The 12,392-nt window shown below is 38.6% G+C and carries 14 protein-coding genes; 6 read left to right on the forward strand and 8 right to left on the reverse strand.

Annotated elements, in window-relative coordinates:
• Positions 1–36 precede the first annotated feature (36 nt).
• The 5 genes from OSH00_RS17285 to OSH00_RS17305 form a co-directional block, all read right to left on the reverse strand.
• Positions 37–216, reverse strand: a complete 180-nt coding sequence (locus tag OSH00_RS17285) for an NF038215 family lipoprotein (RefSeq protein WP_196076475.1) — start codon at positions 214–216, stop codon at positions 37–39.
• Positions 217–320: 104 nt separating this feature from the next.
• Positions 321–881, reverse strand: coding sequence for a hypothetical protein (locus OSH00_RS17290; RefSeq protein WP_338150171.1), 561 nt, complete (start codon positions 879–881; stop codon positions 321–323).
• Positions 882–939: 58 nt separating this feature from the next.
• Positions 940–1,701: a class I SAM-dependent methyltransferase gene (locus OSH00_RS17295; RefSeq protein ID WP_266131462.1), complete on the reverse strand. Its 762-nt coding sequence runs from the start codon at positions 1,699–1,701 to the stop codon at positions 940–942.
• 99 nt (positions 1,702–1,800) lie between these two features.
• On the reverse strand, positions 1,801–2,439 hold the full coding sequence (locus tag OSH00_RS17300; protein WP_266131463.1) for a hypothetical protein: 639 nt from the start codon (positions 2,437–2,439) through the stop codon (positions 1,801–1,803).
• Positions 2,440–2,509: 70 nt separating this feature from the next.
• Positions 2,510–3,181 (reverse strand): D-Ala-D-Ala carboxypeptidase family metallohydrolase, encoded by a 672-nt coding sequence (locus tag OSH00_RS17305; protein WP_266131464.1) that lies wholly within the window; start codon positions 3,179–3,181, stop codon positions 2,510–2,512.
• A gap of 205 nt (positions 3,182–3,386) precedes the next feature.
• Between OSH00_RS17305 and OSH00_RS17310 the strand changes: the two genes are divergently transcribed.
• From OSH00_RS17310 to OSH00_RS17330, 5 genes are all read left to right on the forward strand, one after another.
• The gene (locus OSH00_RS17310; RefSeq protein WP_196076478.1) at positions 3,387–3,935 is read left to right on the forward strand and encodes a TetR/AcrR family transcriptional regulator; all 549 of its coding nucleotides are present in this window, start codon (positions 3,387–3,389) and stop codon (positions 3,933–3,935) included.
• A gap of 11 nt (positions 3,936–3,946) precedes the next feature.
• On the forward strand, positions 3,947–5,599 hold the full coding sequence (locus tag OSH00_RS17315) for an MFS transporter (protein WP_266131465.1): 1,653 nt from the start codon (positions 3,947–3,949) through the stop codon (positions 5,597–5,599).
• 74 nt (positions 5,600–5,673) lie between these two features.
• Positions 5,674–6,819 carry an HlyD family secretion protein gene (locus OSH00_RS17320; RefSeq protein WP_266131466.1) on the forward strand — a complete coding sequence of 382 codons (1,146 nt, stop codon included), beginning with the start codon at positions 5,674–5,676 and terminating at the stop codon, positions 6,817–6,819.
• Positions 6,820–6,943: 124 nt separating this feature from the next.
• Positions 6,944–7,831 (forward strand): 1-aminocyclopropane-1-carboxylate deaminase/D-cysteine desulfhydrase, encoded by an 888-nt coding sequence (locus tag OSH00_RS17325; protein WP_266131519.1) that lies wholly within the window; start codon positions 6,944–6,946, stop codon positions 7,829–7,831.
• 179 nt (positions 7,832–8,010) lie between these two features.
• Complete coding sequence (locus OSH00_RS17330; protein WP_266131467.1) at positions 8,011–9,210, forward strand: BaiN/RdsA family NAD(P)/FAD-dependent oxidoreductase; 1,200 nt, start codon at positions 8,011–8,013, stop codon at positions 9,208–9,210.
• A 26-nt stretch (positions 9,211–9,236) separates the two neighbouring features.
• Here the strand turns inward: OSH00_RS17330 and OSH00_RS17335 are convergent, their stop codons facing one another.
• From OSH00_RS17335 to OSH00_RS17345, 3 genes are all read right to left on the reverse strand, one after another.
• Positions 9,237–9,389, reverse strand: coding sequence for a hypothetical protein (locus OSH00_RS17335; RefSeq protein WP_266131468.1), 153 nt, complete (start codon positions 9,387–9,389; stop codon positions 9,237–9,239).
• 151 nt (positions 9,390–9,540) lie between these two features.
• Positions 9,541–9,705, reverse strand: a complete 165-nt coding sequence (locus OSH00_RS17340; RefSeq protein WP_196076483.1) for a hypothetical protein — start codon at positions 9,703–9,705, stop codon at positions 9,541–9,543.
• An 81-nt stretch (positions 9,706–9,786) separates the two neighbouring features.
• Positions 9,787–11,409 carry a mechanosensitive ion channel gene (locus OSH00_RS17345; RefSeq protein WP_266131469.1) on the reverse strand — a complete coding sequence of 541 codons (1,623 nt, stop codon included), beginning with the start codon at positions 11,407–11,409 and terminating at the stop codon, positions 9,787–9,789.
• 552 nt (positions 11,410–11,961) lie between these two features.
• Between OSH00_RS17345 and OSH00_RS17350 the strand changes: the two genes are divergently transcribed.
• A complete protein-coding gene (locus tag OSH00_RS17350) occupies positions 11,962–12,384 on the forward strand; it encodes a hypothetical protein (protein WP_266131470.1) in 423 nt (140 codons plus the stop codon).
• Positions 12,385–12,392 lie beyond the last annotated feature (8 nt).

The raw sequence follows: 12,392 nt of genomic DNA on the forward strand, positions 1-12,392 counted from the left end.
ATTTGGTATACGGGATGAATATTCTTGCATCAAAACTTATGGTTGTAGTTCACTGGATGTATCACGAGCAGTTAAACGGTAATCTTTTTCATATACAGGCATTCCTGCAATATGAATGGAACGAACTTCAGTCTTGGTCGGTGTGGGAGGCTTTTTTTCGCATCCAACTAAAAACGCCACCAATATTACACTCAAACCCACGGATAGCTTTTTCATCGCATCTCCTCTACTTTTTGTTTTATTTATCTTTTGAGCATAACAGTTCTGACTAAAAAAACAGCTTTTTTTTATTTCAAATGTTTTCTAATGCTTTAAGCACTTTATTCTTTACAAGGTTGATTCAGATAGGCACTTATATCTTCAGCATTTTTATTGGAATAACGATAATTAAACCGCCCTCTTTCATCAAATTTCATATCACTAAAGTACTGCGAAGCATCCACCCATACAGATTCGGCTTGCGGATATTCATTTGGTTTTAGCTGTATTTTACTATGGGTTTTCGAGCCAAACATTTTCTGAAAAACTATTGCAGGCGTATCTCTAAATTCAAAGCGAGCGATACACCCCGTCTTTTGATCTACCGCAACAACATCATCCAAGGTTTGAACCACACCATCTTTTGAAATAAACAGGCTATGATGAAGATTAAAAGTATAGCCATAACTTAAATGCAAAAAATCGCTGGTCTGATGTTCAAGATTCAAACCTCGCTCCCAATCCACCACCAAAGGTAGTCTGTAACGGTCACCTTCATATAGCACAAAATCACAATGCTTATTCGCATCCTCATCGCATGTTTCCTGAACAACAGAAAACTGCCCAATGTTTGCCACAGTACGATGGATTGGTTCGGCATCGCTATTCACTGTAAAAAGCATCAGGCTCAATATCATGACAAAAGATCGATTGATTGTTATTTTTAACATGATTTATTTATCAAATTTTACTCAATACCAAATATACCGCTTCACTGGTGAATGTGCCATCTTCCTGAATTTGATAATATGAGCGTACTTGATCGGATATTTTGGAGTGCAAATAACGGATCGTATGGATGCCCTCTTCAGGTGTTTGCATCCGCTCTACCCAACTCTGAAAATTTAACGCTAAACTTTGTTTCTCAATGATTTCGATTTTAAAGCCTGCCTGTTCAACAAAAACCATCCATTCTGACAAATTATAGTTTCGAACATGGCTGGGATCACGGATCGTTTCAATGGTTTGAATAAAGGTATCTAAAATAGGATTGGCGTTACCAATAATATCAAACATGATCACTTTGCCATTCACACGCAATACCCGGTAAATTTCATGGAGTGCCTGCGTGATATTTTGCCAGTGATGTGCAGAATAACGACTGATCACACAATCGAAATGCTCAGCAGGAAAATCCAATTGCTCTGCTGCACCCACCTGCCCTATGACATGATCAAATCCCTTTTGTTGAGATTGCGTGGTCACAAGATTGACCATTTCAGGCGTAATATCATAGGCAATCACTTGCTCAGTGAATGCTGCAATCTGATAAGTGACATGCCCACCACCACAGCCTAGGTCCAAAACTCGCTTGAATTGATGCGTTTGGATTAAATTTTGCATTTTTTCAAACTCAATGCCTTGAGCATGTACTTGGCTATTTAAGTATGCTTCTGATTTATTTTGATATTGTGCCTGATTAACTTGCTGTTGAGTGGTCATTGCAGTGTCCTTCTTGTTGAATAGAACTACAATAGACAACTCAATTAAAAAATAAAAATGATGTATTTTGATTAAATCAATAACTTTATTTTATCAATATTAACTCATGATGACCCGATAATCAGACTGACAAGGGCTTTGAATGACAACATCCTGTACTCCCATCTCGTTTCCGAACTTAATATTATAGTTAAATGAGAAATCACCGTTATCATTAAAATTTGCAGTACTCGGATAGCTGAACTGTTTGAATTGAGGCACTTTATTATTGAGCACTAAACGAACTCGAAAATCAGGAACACTATAAAAAACCAATGAATTTGGCATATTCTTTAAATTTGATTCATAGGTGACGAAACAGCTCTGTGAGCCATTCATGGCAAGAAAACTGCCATAATCTTTTTGCTGGTTTTTATCATTTACCACCATGAGATTATGGTCACCCCCTGTAGCCCCCATCAGGAAACCCATCAAGTATGGATTGAACTGATAAACATGTGCAGTTTTACTCCATTGTTCAAGCAATACCTGACGCTTCCCTTTCGCGTCATACATTACATAATCACAGGTATAACGATTGTTAGCACATGATTCTGCTTTAATTTTTACCTTTCCTGCATGTCCCAATATCTGATCCTGTTCAGTATCCACTTCGACAGCGGCATTACTCTGTGCAAAAATTGAACCACTGGTTAAAATACTGATTACAAACAAACTATTCTTTATTTTTTTCAACATAAAAATTTTCCGGCATCGAAGCATTTTTCAAAATATAACCCGTTGATCATGCTTGATTTTTAAAATCAGATCACTCACTTTTTAAACATGGTGAACTTTTCGACTTGTGATCTTTCCCCCAGGTTCGATAGCCTTGGGTATCAATATGGTAACGGTTATTCCCATATACTCCCAATCCCATTTTATAGTTTTTGCCTTCCACTTTCCAAAAAAGGCACATTTTTTTAACCAACATTTCGCGATCAATTTCAATTGTTTCTTTAGGAGACAAGATGTGGAAATCTACAGCATAATTATTTAAATGTTTGCTTTTCCCAGCACCACCGACACAGTGATTTAGTTCAGGCGCACGATAGATCGCTGAGATTGTATAGGTTTTAAAATATCCATTGCGATTTAACTTTTCCACCAGTTGCAAACTACTCACCACGTTTTTCCAATAAGCTTTAGGAGGAATGGCAAAACGTTTGGAATAGCAATGTTCAGGCATATAGTTTCGAGTCGTGGTGAGTTCCATTAAGCTCGGCGGATGTTTTAAATACTGAGACATAAATTGATAGTAATCCGCCAGTAAACGGGGGTCTTGTTGAGCCTTCCACAGCTTGAATTGCTGTTCGATTTGTTGCTCTGATGCTTTTTTTGAAGATGATGAATGTTCTGCATTTTTTTCAGATGGTGTACAGCCATTTAAAGCCGTGAAACTGATACAGCCCATGATGAAGATGAATTTAGAATTTTTCACATTGACAGCACACGTATTGTTTTATTTTAAAAATTGAATAAATAATAACTTGGATTTTGACTCGTTATGATTTGAATCACAAAGATATTCTAACCAATCCCATCTTTGATAACCGCTCACTTTACAAAAAATCACACAGATAATGATTTACAACGGACAAAAATGTCCGTTAAATATCACTATAAAATTAACACCCTCTCAAGCTATGCGAAAACGCCAACAACTGGCAGCACAAAATCGTGAAGATTTACTCGATGCCGCCCTTACTATTTTCCGTAAACAAGGGATTCGTGCGCCTTTACAACTCGTGATTGATCAGGCAGGAGTAGGCAGAGCCACTTTTTATCGTAATTTTCAAGATCGTCGAGAATTGGTGATTGCGTTAATGGAACAAGCTTTGACTCGTTTAGATGAACGGGCAAAAAGTTTTTCCCAATACCCCGATGGTTTGATTCGCCTGATTCGAAATCATGTTGAAAATTTGCCCTATCTGACTGCATTAATGGAATATTGGCGTGTGATAGATCGTAACGACCCTGTCATGGTGGATATCTACCAACGGCGAGATGCGATTTTACAACCGTTGATTGACCAAGCCATTACACATCAAATTTGCCGCCCAGATCTCACCCCCAAAGACTATGCACTGATTACCGGAATTTTGCGTGCTTCATTTCAAGGTCTGACGGATGAAGAACAAGTTCAACTTGCCACAAGAGCTGTAGATTTGCTGATTGATGGTATCAAGGCGTAATGGGGACAGTTATGGATAAATCACCACGTATACTTGAACCAGCACCCGATTGGACGCCTGAAGAACGTCCAACCTTGCCTGGATCTCCTGCAGTTATTGCACATCCAACTTATAAGAAACTGATTTACTTTTTTATTGGGTTATTTGTGGCAATTTCAGGGAGTTTAAGTAATGGATTTATTACTGCAAACCTTCCCTTGATCCAAGGTGAATATTCACTCACGCCATCTGAAGCTGCATGGATTCCTGCTGCTTATGTGATGGCAAACATCAGCTCCAACATGATTTTATTTAAAGCAAGACAACAATATGGTCTTCGGCTTTTTTCAGAAATCGGGTTGATCTTGTTTATCTGTGTTTTGGTTTTACACATTTTTGTTCATACTTTTGAAATGGCACTGTTTGTCCGTGTCATCAGTGGTCTCGTTGCAGCACCGCTCAGTTCACTGGGTATGTACTACATTATGCAAGCCTTTCGACGAGAAAATTTTGGTCGTGGAATTTATCTTGCGCTGGGCTTCCAACAGTTGGGAATTCCGCTGGCTTGGATCATTTCTCCATCACTGGTCGATGTGAATGACTGGGTGGTGTTATATACCTTTGAACTGGGTTTAGCGATTTGTTGTCTGGCAATGGTGGTGTCTTTAAAGTTACCCCGCAGTTTAAGAATTGAAGTATTTGAAAAGCAAGATTTCTTGACCTTTACCTTATTAGCTCCAGGATTTGCCTTAATCTGTATCGTACTTAGCCAAGGTCCTATTCTTTGGTGGTTTGAAGTCAAGTGGTTGGGATATGCCCTCATTGCAGGATTTAGCTTAATCATGATTGGCTTGACCTATGAACATTACCGGGTTAATCCATTGATTATTACCCGTTGGCTGGGTTCAGCGAGCACACTAAAATTCGTGTTTGGTGCTTTGGCAATTCGTTTGCTGATGTCAGAGCAAAGTTATGCAGCGGTAAATTTCTTAAAGACCATGGGCATGGGTCCAGATCAGTTCGTTACACTTTATAGTGTGATTTTTTTAGGCATTGCGTCGGGTACAGTTTTTAGCGCACTGACCTTTAAACGTGAGCGAATTTCATGGCATCTGGTTGGTGCAGTGATTTTGGTTCTGATCGCTTGTGCTTTGGATTATCACCTCACCAGTGATGTACGTCCAGAAAACTTCTATCGCAGTCAGTTTATTGTGGGTTTTGCCAGCGGTATGTTTATTGGTCCTTTATTATTGACGGGTTTTATCAGTGTCTTACAAAAAGGTCCAACGCATATGGTTACTTTTGTGGTGCTGTTCTCGGCTACACAAAGTTTTGGCGGTTTAATTGGAAATTCATTTTTTTCAACCTATCAACAATTGCGTACCCAAAATTACCGAGCAGAAATAGTCAGCGATTTATCTCCAACAGACCCGCTTGTTGTACAGCGCCTCGCCTTATATCAACAAGCAGCCAATAAATATACAATTGATAATACTTTGGAACAGAATCAAGCTTATCGTAATCTTAATCAGATTGTGACACGTGAAGCTCAGGTACGCGCATACAACGATGTGATTGCATTAAATGGAATATTCGCCATTTTACTGCTGATTTGGAGTAGTTTAAATATTACCTGGTCACGTTACCAACTCAAAAAACAGCAACTGGCCCTCAATAGCAGCTAGATAACGCTCATGATTTTTATCAATTAAATACCCCATGACGTCATTCTATGCATTAAAAATATTTGAGAATTCTTATGTCACAAGATCAAAAACCAACAGAAACAGCAACGCCTGCACCTGCACCTGCACCTGCACCTGCACAGCAGACATCTGGAGCAACTGTAACACCACCGCCATCAAGTAAATTAATTCCTACAGCCAAAAGAACCTTGTTGATTATGTTTTTGGTATTGCTGGTGGGGATTGCGGTGATTATGCGTGCTTGGAAAATTGGTCCGTTTGACAGTGCAGTAGAGTCAACCGACAACAGCTATATCAAAGGTAAAACCACTGTTCTATCTTCGCAAATTAATGGTTATATCAAAGATGTCCTCGTCACCGATTTTGATCATGTCAAAAAAGGTCAGCCGTTAATGCATATTGATACCACCACCTATGATCAGAAAGTTACTCAGGCTGAAGCGGGTGTTGACCAGGCCAACACGACTTTAGCCAATCAAAGCCAAGCCATTGAACAGCGCAAAGCGGATATCGTCGCAGCACAGGCCAAAGTTGAACAAGCCAGAGCAAGCTATGAGTTAGCTACAGCACAACTTCGTCGTTATCAACAACTGGGCAACAGTGGTGCGACCTCTAAAACCGAACAAGACAAAGCCGCAGCAGATGTAAAAAATAATTTGGCATTATTAAAGCAGGCTGAGGCAAACGTTTTAGTCGCTCAAGAGGCCTTAAAAACAGCCCAAGTTGCTGAATCTGGACTTAAAGCACAAGTCACCAATGCCAAAGCACAATTTGACCAGGCAGTGACCACTAAAGACTACAGTATTATTTCAGCACCGATGGATGGACAACTTGGAGAAGTAACACCGCGTGTTGGACAATATGTTTCAGCAGGAACACAGTTGATGTATCTGATTCCTCAACAGACATGGGTGATTGCCAACTTTAAAGAAACTCAAATCGCGGATATGCGTATTGGACAGAAAGCAAGCTTTACGGTGGATGCAATGAAGCATCAAAAATTTACTGGACACGTTGAACAAATTTCACCTGCTGCCGGTGCTGAATTTAGCGTATTGAAACCAGACAATACTACTGGAAACTTTACCAAAGTTGTGCAGCGCATTTCAGTGCGGATTGCAATTGATCCAAATCAAAAAGGTTTAGCGTTCTTACGACCGGGAATGTCTGTAGTGACTTCTGTTGATACACAATCCTAGTGGATGTTGACGACTGAATGGCGTTTCGCAGAGTATGTTTACTCAAATCTTTATTCCTTGACAGATTTGAGTAAACTATCTTGTAAATACATTTCCCTTTACGAAAGATTTGCTCAAGATGACGATGTTTGATCCCATTGCCCAAACAATTTCCGATCAGCACTTAAATTTAGATTATTCTGTGCAACTCACGGTTAGGCGTCTTGACCAAATTCATCCAAACATTTCAGGCAATAAATTTTTTAAACTTAAATATAATTTTATAGAAGCTCAGCGTCTTGGCTTTAAAAAAATTCTGACTTTTGGTGGCGCATATTCCAATCATATTGCTGCAACAGCGTATGCAGCACAATTCTTCGGCTTTGAAAGCATGGGAATTATTCGTGGAGAGGAATTAGCCAATAAAACGTATAACCCCACCCTCAAGCTTGCCCAACAAATGGGCATGGATTTAAAATTTGTTTCACGTGAAAATTATAAGCTAAAGCAAGATCCTGAGTTTAATCAGCAACTCCAAGTAGAGTATCCCGATAGTTATATAATTCCTGAAGGCGGTACGAATGGCTTGGCGATACAAGGCTGTCAAGAAATTTTAAATCCTCATGATTATACTCAGTATGATGTAATCTGCTGTGCTGTAGGGACAGGTGGAACAATTGCAGGCATTATTGAAAGCAGCGCGCCTAAACAGCATATTCTTGGCTTCTCGGCACTAAAAGGTGATTTCCTTAAACAGGATATTCAGCAGTGGACACAGCGGACCAATTGGTCACTCACAGATGCCTACTGTTGCGGTGGTTATGCCAAGACAACACCTGAATTACTGTGCTTTATTGAAAATATTGAGCAACAATTTCAATTGCCGCTGGAACATATTTATACAGGCAAAATGTTCTACGGCGTTTTTGATCTGATCTCTAAACATTATTTTGCTGAAAATACTCGCATACTCCTGATCCATAGTGGAGGCTTACAAGGTCGATTACAAAAAATCTCGATCAATCAAAAATAGTGATGTGTCATCATGATATTGATAATTTCAGTGGTTTTGACAGAAGCGAGGAACAGAACTGTTGGATAATTTTTCTCATACAATCAGATAAAATAACTCTCATTATTACTGAATAATTGTTCTGAAAATTCATCTAAATTTGTCTATAATCCCCTGCTGATCATTATCATGAGTGTGTTATGTCTTCGAGCCAATACGATGTTGTAGTCCTTGGTGCAGGTGCTTCAGGTTTAATGCTTGCAGCCAAAGCTGCTGCACGTGGACGTAAAGTTTTGGTCGTTGAGAAAGCCAACAAAGTGGGTAAGAAAATTCTCATGTCTGGTGGTGGAAAGTGTAATTTCACCAACCTCTATGTTGAGCCTGATCATTTTATTTCACATAATCCTCATTTTGTTATCTCAGCCCTTACACGTTATACCAATTGGGATTTTATTGGTATGGTTTGTGAATACGGTATCGACTATGAAGAACGTAAACATGGGCAACTGTTTACCCTGAATGGTGCCAAAGAAATTTTAGCCATGCTGCTCAATGAATGTGAAAAAACCCATCTGGTCGACATCAAAACCAGTTGCGAAGTCAAAGGCATTACATGTAGCGCAGAGGATCATTTTCAGGTTGCAACGAGTCTCGGTTATTTTCAAGCGCAATCCGTTGTGGTTGCGTCGGGTGGTTTATCCATACCCACTTTAGGTGGGTCAGGGATTGGCTATGAAATTGCCAAACAGTTTGGTCACCACATCTTCCCAACACGAGCAGGCTTGGTTCCTTTTACTTTCTCCGATCAATTTAAAGAAGTGACTACACGTCTAAGTGGTAACGCAGTCGAAGCAACACTATCCAACGACCTCAACAGTTTTACTGAAGCCCTGCTGTTTACCCACCGTGGTTTAAGTGGTCCAAGTTCGTTACAACTGTCTAATTACTGGAATGCAGGACAAACCTTTAATATTGATTTTCTACCGAGTCTGGAATTATTTGATTTTTTCAAGGCAAAAAAACAAATTCAACCTAAAGTGTTGCTGAGAACCTTATTGACTGAACATTTACCTAAAAGTGTAGTGCTTGAATTACAAAATCTGATTTGGTCAACATGGGCAGAAACAGCAATTGGACAATTGAGCGATGAAAAGCTTGAACATATCGCCAAGCAATTACATCAATTCGAAGTTAAACCTTCTGGTACAGAGGGCTATCGAACAGCTGAGGTCACTTTAGGTGGAGTGGATACTACTGAGGTTTCTTCCAAAACCATGGAAAGTAAAAAACAAAAAGGTTTGTTTTTTATTGGTGAAATTCTGGATGTCACTGGACATCTCGGTGGATTTAATTTTCAATGGGCATGGGCTTCAGCACATGCCGCATCTGAATATGTTTAAACCTTCTACACTTGGAGTTTATCCATTTACTCCAAATAGTCTGTTTGAAATAAAATAAGTTGGTTTTGGATTTGCTGTTTTTGGGTAACGCGTTGAATCGCCAAATCCATACGATTCTGTTGGTCTTTTCTAGCAAATAAAGACTGATGAATTCTTTGTACAAAATGGATTAATTTCATTTCTATTTCCTTTAAAAATGACTTTTATTCAGCTCGATTGGTGTTTTACTTCTTACCTATGAATGACTTGAATTTAGACAATAAATCAGTCGATGTCTATCTTTTTTCAAGAAAAAACATCATATAAAGCACTTCACTTATGCCGAATCAATCACGGTTGGGATTTATTTTGAGATTCGTCTTGTTTTTCAACAAAATCCGCTTGCTGCTTCTTGGGTTTTGAAAAAACAAATTTATATGCACTTGCTAAAAAACCAACCGTAATACCTGCAATCACAATTGGAGCAATAAAATTATTTGGCTTTTTCTTTGACATCTCAATCTCCCTTATTTTTTGACCTTAAAATAAAAAATCGATCAGCTTTCATCCTGATCGATCTTTGTCAGGATTTACATGTTAATTCGGGTCATCTTTATCCTCTTTAAAAGAATCGGTTAAAGATTTATATTCATTTTCGATCGCAGGTGTATCTGCTGTAACTTGACTCGAATCTGCTACAGGAGTGACAGCAGAATCTGTATTCTTCTGATTTAAAGGATTTGGTTGAGTTGCCTGTTGTTTTGCTTTGTCAATCAAATCTGTTAAAACACGTTCAGCAGGTTGACGCCCCCCCAGGCCAAACGCCAAGGCAAATGCCACTGCAACAGACCCCAGGGTTAGACCAAATGCAAGGTTAACAATTGAATCTGCAATACCCATGGCTTTTAAGCCCATTGCAATCACCAACCCCATGATCAATACACGAACGAGATTTCCCAACCATCTAGAACTGTTATATTCTCCACGTTGTACAACATTTGCCACGATATTGGCCAACCAGAAACCAATAACCAGTATGACTGCACCCAAGAGAATATTCGCACCAAAGTGGATGAACATCGAGATCAGCCCACTGACCTGCTCAAAACCGAGTCGATTCGCAGCTTCTGAAACTGCAAATAACATGGTAAAGAACACAATTAAATATCCAATGATGCAAGAAACTTTAGTTTCACCTAAAAAGCGTTGTACATCTAATTTAGCAGGAATTGAATCTACGCCTGTTCCTGCAACAACTTCCGCAACCAAACGTCCTACAAAACGAGACACCACATATGCAACAATTAAAATTAATCCTGCTGCAATAATATGTGGAATCGCATACATAATTTCACCCAACATCATTGTTGCAGGTTGTGAAATTGCCTGTATACCCAAAGCTTCAAATGCCACGATTAAAGCCGTAATCATGACCAAAGCAAAAACAAATGAACCTAAAAACTTAGACAATCCTTGATCTGAGTTTTTAAATAACCCCACTTTTTCAGCTTGGCTTTGTAAATTTAAACTACTGATTAAGCCCTCTACGATCCCACGCACTATTTTTGCCAATATATAACCGACAAAAATGATCACACCCGCAATAAAAATATTAGGTAAATAAGAAATGGCTTCATTCAACATCGATTGAACAGGAACCAATAATCCCTGCAATCCTAAGATCGACAGAACAATTGGCAGGAACAACAATAAAATCAACCAGTAAACAATATCGGCAATATTATGACTAATTGGACTAACACCCACATCTGCACTTAGCTTTTCGTCCAGTTGAGTACGATCCAAAGCTTTTTTTAGCCCGACTTTAACGAGATTTGCTATAATCCATCCAATGAATCCTATCGCTACAGCTGCCAATAACTGCGGGATAAACAACAAGAATTGTTGAATCATCAAACTAAATGGACTACTCACACTGTTCAGGTTCAATACATTGAGCGCACCAATTACAGCAATGACCATAACCACCCAGAAAATAATTCTGGAAAGTATACTCTCAATGTTTGAACGATGCCCTGTAGCAGAAGATAATTTCGAATTCGTTCCCAGTTTCTCTAGGATCTTTCTAAAACCTGCTGCGACAATCAATGCAATAATCCATCCAACAATGAGGATAGCTACAGCGGCTAAAATAGGGTGAAATTGATTCCAATAATACATGGCATCAAAATTCCCCTGAGTGTGTAAAATTTCATTCATTTTTATTCCCTCAAGTTATAGATTTATAACAATTTGAGTGTGCTCAAATGACTTCAAGCATCATTCTTATTTTCAACAGAAAGCGTGATGAACTACTCTTTTACTTTATAATTTGCTTATATAGCGATCAATTTTTACTGCATAAATACAACAAAACAAAGCATAAATGCTAAGCAGAATCAAAAAACCCTAGCTTACTGACTAGGGTTTTTGCTTAAGTTATGATTTAAATTATTGATAAATTTAAAATTATAGCCAATCGGCTATCATGTAAATAAGCAATGATACAAGAAATAACCCCACAAGAATAAGCATATAAATTGGTAAGCGATTCTTATGTGTGATCTCTTCATTACTGGTTACATAAGATGGTTTATTGAAATCGTGTCTCATGATATCCACCTCCATCAATTTGATGTATTTTTATACTACCAGTCTATTCATCAAATTTGTGTAAAATATTTTAAGTAAAAGTAAATTTTAATCTAACGCAGTACGAGACAGATAAATGGGCTATAATATGTACCCCCATTTTTGTTGACTATTGTATATATGGCATATCAACGACAAAGTGTCGCACTCGATCTAGACACCGATGTCACTCATCAATGCTTCTTACATACATCTAGAGATGATCATTTAATCGGAATCATTGAGTTTAGTAAGCCTAGCTATATTTTAAAGTGGGGAGATCTCGAATATTTCCGTAGACGTACTGATGAATTTTCAGTAATGCCTTTCCCTGAATGTATCAATGCAATGATTATTGATATTCGTAATGTCAGTTCATTTTTGGACAATGATGTTCCCATTATTCCTTGGCGTTTACTTGAGGAAGATTGCCCAATACGACTTGTCGTTCCTCAAGATCGCTTGGAACATTATGTGGGAATTTTTGAACCCACTTGGCTCACCACTGATATTGAAGTCGCAATTCATGAGTTACGAGAGTTTATGGATATGTTTGTCCACTAATCGATCAG

The organism is Acinetobacter nematophilus (assembly GCF_026344175.1).
Classification (GTDB): domain Bacteria; phylum Pseudomonadota; class Gammaproteobacteria; order Pseudomonadales; family Moraxellaceae; genus Acinetobacter; species Acinetobacter nematophilus.